This window comes from Thalassotalea hakodatensis (assembly GCF_030295995.1).
In the GTDB taxonomy this organism is placed as follows: domain Bacteria; phylum Pseudomonadota; class Gammaproteobacteria; order Enterobacterales; family Alteromonadaceae; genus Thalassotalea_C; species Thalassotalea_C hakodatensis.
In genome coordinates this window covers 1,864,166-1,880,985 of the sequence record NZ_AP027365.1, presented here as the reverse complement: position 1 = coordinate 1,880,985, position 16,820 = coordinate 1,864,166, and the positions used below count along the sequence as shown (strand labels likewise).

At 38.3% G+C, this 16,820-nt stretch carries 16 protein-coding genes; 7 read left to right on the top strand and 9 right to left on the bottom strand.

Annotated elements, in window-relative coordinates; translation table 11 throughout:
- The first annotated feature begins 56 nt into the window (after positions 1-56).
- From QUE72_RS08235 to QUE72_RS08215, 5 genes are read left to right on the top strand one after another with little or no spacing between them, the layout of a single operon-like run.
- Positions 57-437 carry an ACT domain-containing protein gene (locus tag QUE72_RS08235; RefSeq protein WP_286272684.1) on the top strand — a complete coding sequence of 127 codons (381 nt, stop codon included), beginning with the start codon at positions 57-59 and terminating at the stop codon, positions 435-437.
- A 1-nt stretch (position 438) separates the two neighbouring features.
- Positions 439-783 carry an ArsC family reductase gene (locus QUE72_RS08230; RefSeq protein WP_074495815.1) on the top strand — a complete coding sequence of 115 codons (345 nt, stop codon included), beginning with the start codon at positions 439-441 and terminating at the stop codon, positions 781-783.
- Positions 783-1,922, top strand: coding sequence for a succinyl-diaminopimelate desuccinylase (gene dapE, locus QUE72_RS08225; protein ID WP_286272681.1), 1,140 nt, complete (start codon positions 783-785; stop codon positions 1,920-1,922). Before QUE72_RS08230 ends, dapE begins: the two co-directional genes overlap by 1 nt.
- Positions 1,923-1,936: 14 nt before the next feature.
- Positions 1,937-2,620, top strand: coding sequence for a M15 family metallopeptidase (locus QUE72_RS08220; RefSeq protein ID WP_286272679.1), 684 nt, complete (start codon positions 1,937-1,939; stop codon positions 2,618-2,620).
- On the top strand, positions 2,613-2,795 hold the full coding sequence (locus tag QUE72_RS08215; protein ID WP_074495809.1) for a hypothetical protein: 183 nt from the start codon (positions 2,613-2,615) through the stop codon (positions 2,793-2,795). The genes QUE72_RS08220 and QUE72_RS08215 overlap by 8 nt, the downstream gene beginning before the upstream one ends.
- A 23-nt stretch (positions 2,796-2,818) precedes the next feature.
- Here QUE72_RS08215 and map read toward each other — a convergent pair whose 3' ends face one another.
- From map to QUE72_RS08195, 4 genes are all read right to left on the bottom strand, one after another.
- On the bottom strand, positions 2,819-3,613 hold the full coding sequence (gene map, locus QUE72_RS08210) for a type I methionyl aminopeptidase (RefSeq protein WP_286272678.1): 795 nt from the start codon (positions 3,611-3,613) through the stop codon (positions 2,819-2,821).
- Entirely contained in the window at positions 3,606-3,812 is a 207-nt protein-coding gene (locus tag QUE72_RS08205) for a ParD-like family protein (RefSeq protein ID WP_286272676.1), read from the bottom strand. Before QUE72_RS08205 ends, map begins: the two co-directional genes overlap by 8 nt.
- 144 nt (positions 3,813-3,956) lie before the next feature.
- On the bottom strand, positions 3,957-4,742 hold the full coding sequence (locus tag QUE72_RS08200) for a M48 family metallopeptidase (RefSeq protein WP_074495797.1): 786 nt from the start codon (positions 4,740-4,742) through the stop codon (positions 3,957-3,959).
- A gap of 121 nt (positions 4,743-4,863) precedes the next feature.
- Positions 4,864-5,496 carry a hypothetical protein gene (locus QUE72_RS08195; protein WP_286272673.1) on the bottom strand — a complete coding sequence of 211 codons (633 nt, stop codon included), beginning with the start codon at positions 5,494-5,496 and terminating at the stop codon, positions 4,864-4,866.
- 59 nt (positions 5,497-5,555) lie between these two features.
- On the opposite strand from QUE72_RS08195, the gene QUE72_RS08190 reads away from it, so the two are divergent.
- Positions 5,556-5,918 (top strand): hypothetical protein, encoded by a 363-nt coding sequence (locus tag QUE72_RS08190; protein WP_074495794.1) that lies wholly within the window; start codon positions 5,556-5,558, stop codon positions 5,916-5,918.
- Here QUE72_RS08190 and QUE72_RS08185 read toward each other — a convergent pair.
- The 4 genes from QUE72_RS08185 to smc all read right to left on the bottom strand — a co-directional run bounded on the left by QUE72_RS08185 (position 5,915) and on the right by smc (position 12,926).
- Entirely contained in the window at positions 5,915-6,238 is a 324-nt protein-coding gene (locus QUE72_RS08185) for a DUF3392 domain-containing protein (protein WP_286272670.1), read from the bottom strand. The genes QUE72_RS08190 and QUE72_RS08185 overlap by 4 nt on opposite strands.
- A complete protein-coding gene (ligA, locus tag QUE72_RS08180; protein WP_286272669.1) occupies positions 6,235-8,286 on the bottom strand; it encodes an NAD-dependent DNA ligase LigA in 2,052 nt (683 codons plus the stop codon). Before ligA ends, QUE72_RS08185 begins: the two co-directional genes overlap by 4 nt.
- 65 nt (positions 8,287-8,351) lie before the next feature.
- Positions 8,352-9,398 (bottom strand): cell division protein ZipA, encoded by a 1,047-nt coding sequence (gene zipA / locus QUE72_RS08175; protein WP_286272668.1) that lies wholly within the window; start codon positions 9,396-9,398, stop codon positions 8,352-8,354.
- 12 nt (positions 9,399-9,410) lie between these two features.
- Complete coding sequence (smc, locus tag QUE72_RS08170; RefSeq protein ID WP_286272666.1) at positions 9,411-12,926, bottom strand: chromosome segregation protein SMC; 3,516 nt, start codon at positions 12,924-12,926, stop codon at positions 9,411-9,413.
- Between the two features lie 139 nt (positions 12,927-13,065).
- Here smc and cysZ point away from each other — a divergent pair, with 139 nt between their 5' ends.
- Positions 13,066-13,812: a sulfate transporter CysZ gene (cysZ, locus tag QUE72_RS08165; RefSeq protein ID WP_286272664.1), complete on the top strand. Its 747-nt coding sequence runs from the start codon at positions 13,066-13,068 to the stop codon at positions 13,810-13,812.
- 164 nt (positions 13,813-13,976) lie between these two features.
- Here the strand turns inward: cysZ and QUE72_RS08160 are convergent, their stop codons facing one another.
- A complete protein-coding gene (locus QUE72_RS08160; protein ID WP_286272661.1) occupies positions 13,977-16,520 on the bottom strand; it encodes a S9 family peptidase in 2,544 nt (847 codons plus the stop codon).
- Between the last annotated feature and the right edge of the window lie 300 nt (positions 16,521-16,820).

Below are 16,820 nucleotides of genomic sequence, written 5' to 3'. Positions count from 1 at the left end.
GAGTTTACCTCGTTGACGAGTTATAGTATTACCTTTGAATTTATCAGGCTTAGCATATGGCAACACTAACGTTAAAGCGATTAAATAACACGTTCACTATCCATAGTTTTCCAGCCAATAGCGAAATACCCTCCGAAGTGTTTAAACAACACATGTATTTTATCGCAAAAACTAATGATGAGGTATCGGTGGTCGCTCCTAGTACACTTATGTTGTTAAGCGAAGATAGTGAACCTGACTGGCAAGCACTTGAAGTTGTTGGTCCATTAGATTTTTCATTAACGGGGATACTTTCAAAAATTTCAACCATATTAGCGAATAAGAAAATCAGTATTTTCGCCATTTCTACCTTTGATACCGATTATGTCTTAGTCAAAAGCAATAAAATTGACAGCGCTATAACGGCATTAACCAACAATAATTATCAAGTGATTTAATATGACAACTTTATATGGCATAAAAAACTGCGACACCGTAAAAAAAGCACGAAAATGGCTTGATGAACATAATATTACCTATCAATTCCACGATTTTCGTACTGACGGTCTAGATAACAATCAGTTACAACAATTTGTGGCTATGTCTTCATGGGATTTATTACTCAATAAACGTAGCACAACGTTCCGAAATTTAGACGAACATATAAAAACTAATCTTTCAGATACCGTAGCCTCAGAACAAGTATTATTACAGCCAACATTATTAAAGCGCCCTTTGTTGCTTATTGACGACCAATTACATCTAGGTTTTAAGGCAGAAAATTATCAAGAGATTTTTGCCTAATGACGACGACTAACACGCCTGTTTTAACTCTCGCCGCAGATTTGATCTCTCGTCCATCGGTTACTCCTGAAGATGCAGGTTGTCAGCAGATGATGTCTGAACGCCTAGAAAAATTAGGTTTTCTAACAGAAACTATGGTATTTGAAGACACCACGAATATGTGGTGTCGTAAAGGTGATACTGGACCAGTATTTTGCTTTGCTGGTCATACTGATGTGGTACCAGCTGGTCATTTAGCCAGCTGGGATACTCCGCCTTTTGAACCCACTTTCAAAGATGGTTATTTATTCGGCCGCGGCGCCGCTGATATGAAAGGTAGTTTAGCGGCTATGGTAGTAGCAACAGAAAAGTTTGTTGCAGATCATCCACATCATAAAGGCTCTATCGCTTTTTTAATTACCAGTGATGAAGAAGGTCCATTTATCAATGGTACTACACGAGTAATAGACACTTTAGAAGCAAGAAATGAAAAAATCGATTATTGCATAGTTGGTGAACCTTCTAGCACAAATGAAGTGGGAGATATTGTTAAAAACGGCCGTCGTGGTTCAATTTCAGGTGAATTAAAAGTATTCGGTAAACAAGGTCACGTTGCCTACCCTCAACATGTTGAAAATCCTATTCATCTTGCAATGCCAGCTTTAGCTGCACTGAGTCAAACACATTGGGATACGGGTAATGAGTATTTTCCTGAAACAAGTTTTCAATTATCAAATATTCAATCTGGCACAGGTGCAACCAACGTTGTTCCTGGTCATTTAACCGCATGGTTTAATTTACGCTATAGCACAGAGTTAACCGATGAAAAAATCGTCAGTAAGATCGACGCGATTTTAACTGAGCATCAGTTAAACTATGAAATTAAATGGACATTTAATGGTAAGCCTTTCATCACAGAACCTGGCACCCTCGTGGATGCAGCGTCAAGCGCTATTCAAACCGTAAAAGGCTTTAACACGACGTTATCTACATCAGGCGGCACTTCTGACGGAAGATTCATTGCGCCAACCGGTGCGCAAGTTGTTGAACTTGGACCTTGTAATGCAACGATCCATCAAGTGAATGAAAGTGTAAAATGTGCTGACCTTGAAGAGTTAGTTGATATTTACTATCACACTCTCGTAAACGTACTCAGTTAAGGCAATACATAATCATGGCTGATCAAACCTTACTAACAGGTACAAGCGATGCACATATTCATTATTTGTCAGATAATAAGGGAATACACCACGATATGCTTTTCCCTTGGTCAAATTTAGTTGATGCTGCGAAAACAGTGGGTTTTCAATTATCTATCGCAAGTGGTTTTCGAGATTTTGATCGCCAGTTGAGTATTTGGAATAAAAAGATGATGGGAGAATTGCCTGTTTTCGATTTACAACAACAGCAAGTAAACCTAACTAAGTTATCAACTGAAAAAAAAGTACATGCTGTCATGACATTTTCAGCGCTTCCTGGTGCTAGTCGTCACCATTGGGGAACAGATATTGATGTTTATGACCCATCATTGCTTAGCAACGGGCAGCAATTATCACTTGAAGCATGGGAGTATGAGGAATATGGTCCATTTGCTAAACTAACGAAATGGCTTAATGAAAATGCGCAAAATTATGGTTTCTATTTTCCATATCAATGCTATCAAGGGGGAGTTGCTCATGAGCCTTGGCACTTATCGTTTGCCCCATTAGCAACTCAGTTCCTAACAGAATTAACGCCAGAAATATTAGCTAACACTCTTCACAAACATGAAATTGAGGGAAAAGCTTTTATTCTTGATCAAATAGAGCAATTAATGGAACGCTACGTATACAACGTTCAAGGGGTACCACATGGATAACTGGTTAATCATTACAATTTTTATTGTTGTTGCGCTGATATTTATTGGTAACTTTAGCACTGTGCGTAGAAACGCAAAAACACCACTACGTAAAAAAAACTTAAATGATCTTGATGAAACACTTCCTCGGTCAAATAAAAAGCCTCATAAAATGGACTCATTCAACAAGAAGTAGTTGTATTGTATAGGGTGAATTTTTTATACGTTTAGTGTCGCAGGCAACGATTCATCATCTCTTAGCGTCAGCACTTCTACCCCATTAGCGGTGACAAGTACCGTATGTTCCCATTGTGCAGATAACTTTTTATCCCGAGTGACAACGGTCCAGCCATCTTTTTTTTCTTTCGTTTTATGAGTGCCTTGGTTAATCATAGGCTCTATTGTGAATGTCATGCCTGTTTTTAATTTAATTCCCATTCCAGGCTTACCAACATGAAGCACTTGTGGTGGTTCATGCATCTCACGTCCAATACCATGTCCACAATACTCTCGAACGACGCTAAAGCCGTGACGCTGTGCGTATGATTGAATAGCATGTCCTACATCACCTAAGGTAGCGCCAGGCTTTACCATAGAAATACCTTGCCACATCGCTTGATAAGTTACTTTAGACAATTGCTTTGCTCTTGGTTTAACATCACCAATTAAATACATTTTACTACTGTCAGCAACAAAGCCATTTTTTTCTAGGGTAATATCAATATTAACTATATCGCCAGATTTTAATCGTTTACTTTCACTTGGAATTCCATGACAAACAACCTCATTTACTGACGAGTTTAATACATATTTATAACCATACTGACCTTTGCTCGCTGGACGAGCATTAAGTGTATTAACAATAAAATCTTCAACAAAATCATTAATCGCTAACGTTGTAACATCAACAGCTATAAAGGTATCGAGTTGTTTAAAAACCTTTGCTAATAATCGGCCTGATTCTCTCATTAATTCGATTTCAGCGGTTGATTTAATAATAATATTGTTATTCACCGATAAGCCTTACTGAGGTGACTTGACCTGAGCGCATCTCTCGTTCAATGATTTGTTCATAGCTTAGCGTTGGATTTTGCTCAGCGAGTCGCCCTATTTTTAGCCAAAATTCAGCCTGAGAATTAATAGAACGTTCCATAACACTACTGGTTTTTCTAACTTCATCATGTAATTGTTCTGAAATTTTAACAATACCCATTTAATATCTAACCCAAAAAATACGTTTCATATACATATTGCTATAATACATATATACATTCAACATTATTGGTATAATTTATTGAAAAAAAATGGTGGCAAAAATTGCCACCATTTTATTCACTCAAAAGGGAAAGCTACTGCACTATCCGCAGCTAGGACGAAGGGTTGAACGTTGATAAATTGCTTGAGCTGTTGGTAAGTTTTTCGATAAATCATTTATCCGTGTTTGATTTGACGGATGCGTTGATAAAAATTCGGGGGGTGAACCTTTAGATTGCTTCGCCATATTCTGCCACAATGAAATGGCTGCTGACGGTTTAAAGCCTGATTGCGCCATTAGCTTTTGACCAACGATATCTGCTTCGCTCTCATGCATACGACTATATGGCATTAATATGCCATATTGCGCAATGCCTAAACCAACCATCAGCCAAGTTTCTTTATTTTCCACCTCTTGCTGCGATAAAACGGCACCACCAACAGCTGCCCCCGCTTGAACCAGTTGATTTGACGATAATCGCTCATTAGAGTGACGCTCAGTGACATGAGCAATTTCATGACCAATAATTGCAGCAAGTTGATCTTGACCTTGGGCAACGTTAAGAATCCCCGTATATACACCTATTTTACCGCCTGGTAAGGCAAAGGCATTTACTTGTTCAGAATCAAACACAACGACTTCCCAATCGCCAGAATGGGCTTGTTTTGATACATTTTTTGTCACTGCTTTTGCAACACATTGCACATAATTATTGGTTGCAATATCTTGGCTAATTTTCTCTTTCTCTTTTAATTCCTCAAAAGAAGTAGCCCCCATCTTGTTCAATTCACTGTCTGAAAATAACGTAATTTGATTACGCCCTGTTGAGGATTTAGCACAACCACTCACAGCAACAATCGTTGCTATTATTAATAATGTTGATTTCATATCAGCCCTTTAATTAAAATCCATAGCTTCATAATAAGCAAACATCGACATGATCTAAACCGTTTAACATAATTTAATTATAAATAAGCTAATTTAACTGTCTATAAAGAGACAAGGATGACTATTGCTTTATCAATGTATTTTGACCTTTGCTGACACCGTGAACATCTTTTTTATCAAAACCTAGCGTTACATGAAAATCTTTTGCAGCCAAACGCAAGGTTTGTCGCATAAAGTCACCATCGTTAGAAGAAGCAACGACAAAGTAACTGGTGTTATTGCCTTGACTCACTCTACCTAAGCCTTCTAGTGTGATACGCACGGTTCGGCCAAGAGTGACTTCCTCTTTTTTCATTAATTGATATTCTTGTGGCGCAACCAATGTCACATGAAAAGCATTACCGTCTCGGTTCGCTTGATTCATACGGTATTGTTTAAACTCATCACCGAGTATTATTTTTAATTGTGCCAAAAACTTTTCAACTTCTGTACGCTCTACTTTAGCACCAATGTAGGTTAGCCCGTTGCTGTCAGACATTTCACTGACCGTAGAAATAATCACTTTTGTGAGATCATCTTTATACTTTTCATCATCTAACGATTTTAGCGCTTTAGCATGACCAGGCCTTACTTCGACTTGTTGTTGAGGTTGTATTGAAAGCTGCTTGTTTTCGGTAGAAAATGCAAAAGCAACTTGTGTTATTGAAGATGCCCAAAAGACAATGAATATAAGTTTTTTACTGTGTAATGCCATTTCTTTCTTTATACTTAACGTTGAGTGTGATCTTTATTCTACGAGTAAGTAAGGCAATAATGAAGTATTGGTTTAGTCCTGAAGTATTTAATAGCATTGCAATTACGTTATCAACCTTCCGTTGGAAGTTGTTAGGCTGGAGTGTTTTTGCTTTTGTTTTATATTTTGTATTACAACGACAAATTACTAACTTAACACCTGAATCATTGATTTGGCTAGCGCTATTTATATTGTTTTCCGCCCTTCAAGCGTTAGTGTTGTCTGCATTTATCTTTTTCTTTCAAGTGTTACCATCATCAAAAGTACAAGATAAAAAATGGCGACAGTTTTATCAAAAAATAGAGTGGTGTGAAGCTGCCATTTTTGGTTTTATTTTACCAGCACCAAGTTTACTGTTTCTGTATGCCTTTTTTACCGTTTAGATATGACGTTGCTTTTGGGCATAAATGCCTAAAACAGCAAAAATTATGACCACTGTTGGGACAATATAAACAGTAGGTATGCTACTGAGCTGTTCAGCAAGTAACGCAGTAAGCCAAACCGTTAACAAACCATAGCCAAATGCACATACCACAATAAAGACTAATGTACGCACAACAAAGTGTTGCTTTCTTATCATATGTTTTAATGCGCCATTAATATCATTGCCAAACAACACGAGTATCGTCGCTATTATGGCTAACGCGGTTTGATATTGATAAGGACGAAACCATTGCCCTAATGATGTAAGTAATTCGATCATAACACTACCTTATGCTCTGCAAGTAATGCGAGTAGATCATCTTCGGTTAATACCTTTACTCCCAACGATTGGGCTTTTGTTAGCTTTGAACCTGCTTTTTCTCCAGCAACTAAGTAATCTGTTTTAGCAGAAACACTGCCCGCAACTTTCGCCCCTAACGACTGTAAATATGCTTTGGCATCATTACGACCCATTTTATTTAACGTACCCGTGATCACATAGGTAAGATCAGTTAACGGTTGTTGTTCTTCTGTTTTAGCAACAATATCTGGCCATGTCATAATCTGCTCTAGCGCTTCAACAACGTCGACATTGTGTGATTGTGCAAAAAATTGAACAATATTTTTAGCCACAACCTTACCAACATCTGGAACAGCTTGTAATGCTTCTTCATCAGCAGTTTTAATCGCTTCAAACGTTAAAAAGTGCTGTGCCAAATTTGCCGCCGTTGTTTCACCTACTTCACGTATTCCAAGCGCATAAACAAACTTTGCTAACGTTGTATGTTTTGCTTTTTCTATCGCTTGTACAAGATTCTGAGCAGATTTTTTCCCCATACGTTCCATCGTACTGATATCAAGTTCAGACAAACTAAACAAGTCAGCAGGCGTTTGAATTAATTTTTCATCAACAAGCTGCTCAACTAACTTATCGCCTAAACCATCTATATCTAGTGCTTTGCGCGAAGAAAAATGCTTGATTGCTTCTTTACGTTGTGCACCGCAAATCAAGCCACCAGTACAGCGTAATACGGCCTCTCCTTCTAGTCTTAGTACATCTGACTGACACACAGGACAAATTGTTGGAAATTCAACGTCTTTGGCATTATCAGGGCGTTTATCTAATACTACACTGACAATCTGAGGGATCACATCACCTGCGCGTCTAATGATGACCGTGTCTTTTACTTTAATGCCAAGCCGGTCTATTTCATCTTGATTATGTAATGTGGCGTTGCTAACGGTTACCCCACCAACAAACACAGGCTTTAACCGAGCAACAGGGGTGATAGCGCCAGTTCTTCCCACCTGAAATTCTACTTCTTCAAGTGTGGTTAATTCTTCTTGGGCAGGAAATTTATACGCGGTGGCCCAACGAGGTGCACGCGCCACAAAACCCAGTGTTTGTTGATGACCGATATCATCCACCTTAAATACAGTGCCATCTATTTCATAATCAAGCACAGAACGCTGATTAAGAATGTGCTGATAAAAATGATCAACCTGCGATGTATCTTCAAGTAATCGAACTTCTGGACAAACAGGTAAACCAAGCTGTTTAACTTGTTGTAAGCGCTGATAGTGGCTTGTGGCAAGCCAGTCCTCGTTATTTTGACCGATGATATCTTCAGATACGAACCCTAGTCCATACGCATAAAAAGCTAGATTTCGTTTAGCTGCAATTTTAGAGTCAAGTTGGCGTAAACTTCCGGCTGCTGCATTACGAGGATTAGCAAACGTTTTCTCACCTTTCTTCATCGCTGTTTCATTGAGCTTCTCAAAGCTCGCCTTTGGCATAAACACTTCACCACGAACCTCTAATACCTTAGGAAAAATAGTTCCATGAAGCTTCAAGGGGATCGATTTAATCGTTTTTATGTTTTCGGTGATATTCTCGCCTACGGCTCCATCTCCTCGAGTTGCCGCTTGTACTAATAATCCATTTTCATAACGTAAACTTACCGCAAGGCCATCCAATTTAGGTTCAGCACAAAATGATATTGCCTCATGCGTATTCAATCGGTCTTGAATACGTTTAACAAACGCCTGCCACTCTTCAGCCGAAAAAACATTATCTAATGACAACATCGGTATTTGATGTGTAACTTGAGTAAAGGCTTTTAACGGCTCACCGCCAACACGTTGACTTGGCGAATCACTTTGCTTTAAACGAGGGTATTGCGCTTCAAGTTCTATTAACTCACGCATCAGCCGATCATATTCTGCATCAGGAACACTTGGCCCGTCCATCACGTAATATTCATGGTTATATTGGTTAAGTAAACGATGAAGTTCTGCTACTTTTTCTGATGCTTGTTGTTCTGTCATAATATCTTCGGTTAAAAAAATAAGCCTCAATTGAGGCTTAATATGTTGATTAGGTATGTATAAAACTATGCGGAAGCGATTCGATGTTTGCGTTCAAACTCTCGAATTTTGCTCATGTAATGCTGTTCAGTTTGCTTGGTCATGACACTGCGCTTATCGTCTAGTAATTGAGCATTAAATTCTACTGCTAAATGTTTTGCAGCATTCATTAAGTGTTCAAATACTTCAAATGGATCACCGGCATTTGGTAAGGTCATAAATAATGTGATCCCTTGGGTAGTGAAACTTTCCATATTATCAAGGTCAAACGTTCCAGGGTTCATCATATTTGCTAGGCTAAAGGTGACTTTTCCGTTGCCTGCATTATCTTCATGACGATGGAAAATATCCATTTCGCCAAAACGTAATCCTAGCGTAAGTAACGTAGGTAACAGCGCGGCGCCTGATATATGATTATCTTCTGGCATAACCACTGACACAACAATCACTTCTGGATCGATGTCTGGTTTTTGTTCTCGATGTCGTGCTTTCTCGCTTTTTGCTGACGAAGCTTTTTCTTCAAATTCATCACCAAAATTGATTTCCATTTGATCACGTTTTACTTTGCCTTTAGGGGCCTTTTCGCTACTACGCTTTGGTTTACGTCTACTTACAGGCTCTTGATAAACGGGCTCTGTTGCGGTGATGATCTCTTCTTCCACTTCTGGTTGCGTTTCACTCGCATGTGCTTGTGGTGGCGGACTTGTTAATGGAGGTTGTTCAGTAATATCAGACAAGTCCCCTAAAGAAGGTTCTAATGATGGTGAGTTCGCATTCGGTTTATCAACATCTTTTGGTATTGGATCTTCATCATAATCTGGTGCTGGCGCCGGTGCTGTAGGTACTTCATCTTCGCTTAAAGTACTTTCATTTACCACACGTACTTTGCCAATACCATCTTGATCAAACCCTTGACTATCAAAACTGTGTTCAGTTGGAGTCACTGACTCAGGCTTTGCTTTAAGTTTATATGGGTTTTTATTTTTTCTAATCGTCCAAAAGCCATGTACAAATATGGCTGCTATGACAATAGCACTGATAATAATTAATACGTTTCTAAAATTATCTTCCATCTTTTAGCCTGTTTATGATACTTCGGCCATAGCAATTGCTTCTTCAACATCAACAGATACCATACGAGATACGCCCGGTTCAAACATGGTTACTCCTGTTAAGTGAGAAGCCATTTCCATGGCAATTTTATTGTGACTAATATAAATAAATTGTACGCTATTCGACATTTCACGCACTAAATTACAAAACCTTTCTACATTTGCATCATCAAGTGGTGCATCTACTTCATCCAGCATACAAAACGGTGCAGGATTAAGTCTAAAAATCGCGAACACTAATGATAAAGCGGTTAACGCTTTTTCACCACCCGATAATAAGTGAATCGTACTATTCTTTTTACCTGGAGGTCTAGCCATAATTGTTACGCCAGTCTCCAATAAATCATCGCCGGTTAATGCTAAATATGCATCGCCACCACCAAATACCTTTGGAAATAACGTTTGTAAGTCGTGGTTGACCTTATCAAAGGTTGTTTTAAATTTCAGACGACTTTCTTTATCTATTTTTTCTATTGCTGATTCTAACGTTGAAATAGCCTGATTTAAATCCTGATCTTGTTGATCTAGGTAGTTTTTTCGCGTTAATTGACTTTCATACTCGTCAATTGCTGCTAAATTAATCGCTCCAAGTCGTTGAATGTCATTTTGAACCTTTATTAACTTAGCCTGCCATAGAGATTCATTTGCACTATCTGATAAAGACTGTGCAATATCTGTGGCATTTTTACCAATTTCATCAAGCTGTTCAAGTGCATTTTCTGCTTTTATTGAAAAACTTTCAGCACTTAATTGTAATTGAGATAACGCGTGTTTGTGCTGTTCGATTTGTTCGACGGTTTTTGACGCATTTTGTTCCATTTGTTGAAAAATAACTTGTTGTGTTGCAATAACTTTATGCTGTTGCTCAATTTCGTTATCTAGCGCACTCGATGACGCTAACCATTGCTGTAGTTTTTCATTTAATTCACTTAATTTTTCTTCAGGTAAACTTTCATCGTTATTCATCGCTTTTTGCTGCGCAGATGCATTATCAATCGTTGTTTGATACCGAGAAATATTTTGCTGCGCGAGTTGACTCTCGTGTTTACTTCTCTCCAGCAATATTTGTTGTTGGTGAAAGTTTTCTTTTAGCGATTGGTGTTGCTGATTAATATCACTTAACGCAGCATTGTGCTGTTCTATCTTTTTTTCAAGTAACGCCATTGATGCAACGAGTTCATCGTTTGCGACATTATAGTCAACATGCTGCTCTTTTTCCCATGTTATAAGGTCAACTTTCTGCTTGTTAATCGTTTGTGTTAGTGACTGTTGTTCGCGCTGTATATGTGCTTGTTGCTTTTCAATATGCTTATATTTTTGTTGCCAAGTTGCATTAAATTGTGTTGCTTCTAATAACTGCTGTTGATGACTAATTAATTGTTTCGAGACTTCTTCTTGCGTTTTTTCTACGTTGTCAATTTGTGCATAAATTCCCTGAAGAAGCGTTTCAGAATCTTTTAGTTGCTGTATTGATTGTTGGTAAGATTGTTCAAGTTGTTGCTTTTCATTGGTTAAAAGTAAGACGTTATCTGAACGCGTTAATTGACCTTTTCGAATAAAGCTATTTCCTAACCAAACCCCTTGAGGGCAAATAACAGATTGCTGTTGCTTCAACTTTTCTCGCTTAGCAAAACAAGCTGTTTCATCGGTAGCAATCAAGACGTTATAAAATAGGCTTCGTGGCAAAACTTCACTCGACACTTTGCTTGCCAGTGTCGCTTGAATTTGATGAGTGGAAATTTCTTCTACTTGGTTATCTTCACTTGATAAGTAAAGAAAGCAAGCGTCTAATGTGTTTAGTTTTTCCATTTCCGCTTCATGCCATGGCAAATCGAAAACATGTGCTTGTAGCATTTGTTCAAGCACCATTTCTACAGCCAATTCCCAACCAGGTTTAACTTGCAATAAGTCTTGAACTCTACACATTTCACTTTTTAGTAAAGGGGAAAACGTGGACAATTGTGCTTGTTGCCAATTTTCTTGTTGACTCAGCTTTTTGGTTATTTCGTCTACTCGTTGTTGCTGACTCCGGCAATCACCACGAAGCTTGGAAATGGTTTCAGCATGTTGTTGCTGTGTTAATAACGTGGCTTTGAGATCAGCGTTAAGCTCGCGTAGTTGTTGTTCTTTTTCAGTAATAACCTGCCGGATCTGTTGTTCATCAAACAACGACTCCTTCATTAAAGCCGATTTTTCAAGCGCTAACGTTTCGTGTTGTTCATTGACTTTATTTAACTGTCGTTGTTGTTGTTCAAGTTCAGATACAAACACTGATTGTTGTTTTTCAAAATGATTTTTAACTTGCACGCTGTCACGATAAGCCAGATTACGTTGTTGCAGCTCTAATTGATATTGTTGGAGTTGTGTTGTTTTGTCGTGGTGTTGTTGCTCACATCCAACAATTTGTGCCTCAATGCTGTTAATATGTTTTGTATATTTTTCAAATTTTTGTTGCGTCTCCGCGTAATACTGCTGCTCATGCAACAGCATTTTCTGTGCTTTTTCCATCTGAGCTTTCAACACATCAACGTTTTCTCTACGCTGTTTTTGTTGAGCCTTTTCATGCGTGATTTGTTGCTCAGCTCTCGCAATATCATTAGTCAACACAATTTTATCTTGTTGGCAGTGTTGAATTTGACTATTCGCTGTTTGAATTTGCTGTTTTGCGTTAGTTAACAGGAGAGCATCAGCTTGTTGTGTTTGTTTTAACTCAGCTATTCTATCGTTAACCTTTTGTATTTCTTGTTGCTTTAACTTCGAACGGTGTTCAAAACTCTGCCAACGTAACACAGCTAATTCAGCTTTTAATTGTCGCTCTTCAGCTTTTAACGTTTTAAAACGTTTTGCTCCTTCGGCTTGAATATGCAGCTTTTCAATTTGTTGCGTTAGTTCCAATCGAATGTCGGTTAAGCGATCTAAGTTTTCGCGGGTGTGTCGAATGCGGTTTTCAGTTTCTCTGCGTCTTTCTTTGTATTTCGAAATACCCGCCGCTTCTTCGATAAACACTCTTAATTCTTGCGGTTTAGATTCAATAAGACGAGAAATGGTCCCCTGTTCAATAATCGCATAACTTCTTGGTCCTAAGCCTGTTCCCAGAAAAATATCAGTGATATCTTTCCTACGACACTTAGCACCATTTAAGTAATAGGTATTTTGCGAATCACGATTGACAACACGACGAATAGACACTTGGTTGCGATCAGCCATCGAGCCTTGAAAGCGATCCGCCATGTTGTCAAACATGAGTTCAACACTGGCTTGGCCTATAGGCTTTCTACTTGCAGCACCATTAAAAATCACATCGGTCATGGCATCGCCACGTAAGTGCTTTGCGGAACTTTCGCCTAACACCCAGCGAACAGCATCAATAATATTCGACTTACCGCAGCCGTTCGGACCAACAATTGCGGTCATTTGTTGTTCAAATGGCACTTTTGTTGGATCAACAAAAGATTTAAACCCCGCCAATTTGATATATTTTAACCGCATTTACGCTTGTAGCCCGCATGATATATTGCTTTTATAAACTGACTCTACCAGAAAATATCGGCTTTAGCACCTGTGTTTCCTTCTCTGTTACAACTTTGCTAGGTATACTATTTTTATTTCAGAAAAGTAAAGGTTAATAATGCAGCAAAACCACTCTTCTCCCTTAGCTTATAGCGGCGCCGGCTATTTATTACTTGGTTTTTCTTTAATCAGAATGAAAGGCGTTAAACGATTTGTATTTATACCGTTATCAGTCAACTTGTGTTTATTCGCCGTTGCGTTCAGTTATTTATTTACAAAACTTGATGAATGGATGCTAGCATTCGAGTCTTGGCTTCCTGAGTTTTTACAATGGCTAACCTGGATAGTACAACCACTTACTTTACTGTTTCTTTTAGTGTTCTTTTCTTTTATTTTTAGTTCTGTTGCTAATTGGCTTGCAGCGCCGTTTAATGGGCTGTTAGCGGAAAAGCTCGAAGCAAAGCTTACCAATAAAACGCCCCCACCTGGTTCAGTGTTTGATATTGTTAAAGATATACCACGTACATTTTCAAGGGAATGGTGTAAATTCCGTTATTATTTACCACGTGCTGTTGGCTTTTTTATCTTGAGCTTTATTCCTATCATTGGGCAAATCATGTGGTTTTTATTTGTTGCATGGATGATGGCGATTCAATACAAAGATTATGCTTTTGATAATCATAAAGTACCCTTTGAAGCGATGAAGCATGCATTAGCAGAGCGTAAAGGGTTAAGTTATAGCTTTGGTGTTACCACAGCGGTATGTTCGATGATACCTTTTGTTAACTTAGTTATTATGCCAGTAGCCATTTGTGGTGCAACTGCCCTATGGGTGGATCATTACCGCGATAACTTTGCTGATTAACTGTTAATACAATCGAACCATAAAGCGACTATGCTTAAATTATTTAGCTTGTTCTAAGCGCGCTAATGAAGTGCTAAGTGGCTAAATATTTAATAGAATTGGTATAAAAAAGCCCAGCTTGTTCAGGCTGGGCTTGAGCATTTAATAGCAATACTCTTCATTTATTAAAGCGTATTTTCAAACAACTTATAGATTCGACGATACTCATCTAACCATGAACTTGGCTGTACAAAGCCATGGGGTTCTACCGGATAAATCGCCGTTTCAAAATCTTGCTTTTCTAATTCAATTAAACGCTGTACTAAACGCACTGTATCTTCAAAAAACACGTTATCGTCTACCATAGGCGCATTAATTAACAGGGGCTTTTCTAACCCCTCAGCAAAATAAATGGGCGAGCTACGTTCATACGCAATTGCGTCATCTTCTGGCGTGTTTAAAATATTAGCCGTATAACCGTGATTATAATACGCCCAATCAGACACTAATCTTAATGCTGAACCAGATTCAAATAAATCAGGCTCTTTAAACATCGCCATTAAGGTAAGAAAACCACCATAAGAGCCGCCATACGTACCAATTCTTCTACGATCAACATTGGCATTTTCAATTAACCACTCAACGCCATCACGCATATCTTCTACTTCTGGTTTACCCATATGACGATAAATTGCAGTTCGCCAATCTCGACCATAACCTTTAGATGCACGGTAATCCATATCGATCACAACGTAGCCTTGTTGTACTAACATGCTATGGAACATAAATTCACGAAAATAGCCTGACCAACCTAAATGCGCATTTTGTAAATAACCTGCACCATGAGAGAACATAACCGCTTTATTTTTCTGTGCAGTTTTATCAAAATTTTTCGGTAAATATACGCGTGAATATACAGGTTCACTTTGATATGACGACGGCACAGCAACAACGCTTGGCGCTACCCACGGCATTGATAAGAACTGTTTTGATACCGTGTTAGTAATTCGCTCTGCTTTACTGCTTGAATCAATCGTTTTAACGTACAATTCAGGAGGCATGGTAACCTCAGAATGTTGGATTAATAATTTTTTACCATCTGGGCTTAATGCATAGTCGTTCATACCACCAAGATCAGTTAAGGCGGTTAATTTGCCTGAATCAACAGCGACTTGGTAAATTTCATAAATACCAGGATGCTTTTTATTGGCTTTAAAAATAAAATGGCGCTTATTTTCAGTCAGGGTTACATTGCTTACTTCAAATCGACCTTGCGTTAATTTTTTAGCTTTTCCTTTTAAAGGTTTGACATAAAGATGAGAAAAGCCACTTTCTTCAGAAAGATAATAAAGTTTATCTTCTAACCAGCCAAATTCATTAAACGACCAGTTTACCCATGCCTCATCATGAAGCCGATGCTGCGACACTAATGTATTTTCTAATAAGTCTACAGTAGTTAGCCAACGATCTTTATTGTCCCAAGCTTCAAGTAGCACTGCAACTTGTTGACCGTTTTCATGCCATTTGATTGGGTTACTTGCGCGCATCACATGAATATTACGCGGAGACTTTTCACTTTGATACGTTTTGCCTAAACGCTGATGATTTTCTTGTTTTACGCTAGCAAGCACATCTTCGTTATACCCAGGAAGTGTTTCAAAACTTAGAGGGAATTGTTGCCCGGTTTTTAAATCAAGCAGAAAAACGTCTTCTTGGTATTTACGATTATTCGCTACGCGTGAACGTACTTTTTTCGCTTCTATGTCGCCATTATCCGTAATGTAATTCGGCATGATATCCGTTGAAGCACGAGAAGGTTTGCTTTCCGCTACGCTAACAATAAGCTTTTCACCTGTTGGCGATAAACTCGCATGAACGATGCGCTTGCCTTTACCTAAAAAAAACTCTGTCTTCGTTAAAGTAGCGTTTTTAGCTTTTAATTGCTCTTTTTGCTCATCTCGCAATGCTTTATTACGTTGTTGTAAGGCGACATAACCAATTAGCTTACGCTGTTCTTTTGCTAGATATGACGACGGTTGTTCATCTGTAGGTTTATCTTTTACCACTAAGCTAGCAAGCTCTCTAATAGTTTGGCTAGCAAGGTCATGTTCGAAGAATTTATTATTTACTCGGTAAGCAACATTTCCATTTGTAAGAAACATTGGAGAACGCTCTACCGCAGATGTATATGTAAGTTGAGTTACTTTACCCGTAGCCAATGTTTTAACAAATACATTGCCTTCAAAGATATAAGCTTCACGTTTACCCTGCTGGTCTTTTACTGCAAACCTATCTTTTACTTGATGGTATTCTGCTAAATTAACTTTTGCTCCGTTGCCCGATTGCTGTAGCGATTTACGGAACAAGTCTCGAATGGGGTTACCTTCACGTTTTTGTTGATAGTAAATGGTATTGCTATCATCTCCCCAGTACCAACCTTCGGGACTTCTACCCATCCAATCAGGATCTGACATGATTTTTTCTAACGTTAATTCAATTTCACCTGACGCTAGCGTTTTTTGTGTGACGTTTTTTGTCGGTGTTAAATTTTCGATAGGTGCTGAAGTAGGCTTTTCTTTCGCAAAACTGGCTTGTTGTTCTGTCATCGATGGTTGTTCGACAACGTTTGGTTCATTCAACACAGATTCTGCCGTTTGTTCATTGGTCGTGGCTACACAACCGAACAAAGCAACACTAACTGCACTTAAAAGTAAGATGTTATTTTTCATAGTAAATACTTAAGTTTTGTTAAAATAATTATTCAATGATTTTCCCTAGTGTGACGTAAAAAGCAAACGCTTGGCAACCAGAACAGGTTAACCTGTTTATTTTTAGCGCTGAATGTTTTCTTCATGTTGTAACATTACGCGCACTTAATTTAACAAAAGCATTTAAATTACCTAAGCTAAGCCTCGAAAAAACAACAGTAGCTAACTTTGGCTAACAATAATAATTAAAAATGCTATAATCGCGCGCCAAAATCCTATGTTAGATAAATTGGCTTGCGTCTTATCGAACATAGGCACTTT

Excerpts from the sequence above, each read along its gene's own strand:
- QUE72_RS08220 (WP_286272679.1), top strand. The coding sequence starts at position 1,937 with ATGGCTGATCAAACCTTACTAACAGGTACAAGCGATGCACATATTCAT.
- QUE72_RS08205 (WP_286272676.1), bottom strand. The coding sequence starts at position 3,812 with ATGGGTATTGTTAAAATTTCAGAACAATTACATGATGAAGTTAGAAAA.
- QUE72_RS08190 (WP_074495794.1), top strand. The coding sequence starts at position 5,556 with ATGAAGTATTGGTTTAGTCCTGAAGTATTTAATAGCATTGCAATTACG.
- QUE72_RS08235 (WP_286272684.1), top strand. The coding sequence starts at position 57 with ATGGCAACACTAACGTTAAAGCGATTAAATAACACGTTCACTATCCAT.
- QUE72_RS08215 (WP_074495809.1), top strand. The coding sequence starts at position 2,613 with ATGGATAACTGGTTAATCATTACAATTTTTATTGTTGTTGCGCTGATA.
- smc (WP_286272666.1), bottom strand. The coding sequence starts at position 12,926 with ATGCGGTTAAAATATATCAAATTGGCGGGGTTTAAATCTTTTGTTGAT.
- QUE72_RS08195 (WP_286272673.1), bottom strand. The coding sequence starts at position 5,496 with ATGGCATTACACAGTAAAAAACTTATATTCATTGTCTTTTGGGCATCT.
- QUE72_RS08200 (WP_074495797.1), bottom strand. The coding sequence starts at position 4,742 with ATGAAATCAACATTATTAATAATAGCAACGATTGTTGCTGTGAGTGGT.
- zipA (WP_286272668.1), bottom strand. The coding sequence starts at position 9,398 with ATGGAAGATAATTTTAGAAACGTATTAATTATTATCAGTGCTATTGTC.
- cysZ (WP_286272664.1), top strand. The coding sequence starts at position 13,066 with ATGCAGCAAAACCACTCTTCTCCCTTAGCTTATAGCGGCGCCGGCTAT.
- ligA (WP_286272669.1), bottom strand. The coding sequence starts at position 8,286 with ATGACAGAACAACAAGCATCAGAAAAAGTAGCAGAACTTCATCGTTTA.
- dapE (WP_286272681.1), top strand. The coding sequence starts at position 783 with ATGACGACGACTAACACGCCTGTTTTAACTCTCGCCGCAGATTTGATC.
- QUE72_RS08230 (WP_074495815.1), top strand. The coding sequence starts at position 439 with ATGACAACTTTATATGGCATAAAAAACTGCGACACCGTAAAAAAAGCA.
- QUE72_RS08160 (WP_286272661.1), bottom strand. The coding sequence starts at position 16,520 with ATGAAAAATAACATCTTACTTTTAAGTGCAGTTAGTGTTGCTTTGTTC.
- QUE72_RS08185 (WP_286272670.1), bottom strand. The coding sequence starts at position 6,238 with ATGATCGAATTACTTACATCATTAGGGCAATGGTTTCGTCCTTATCAA.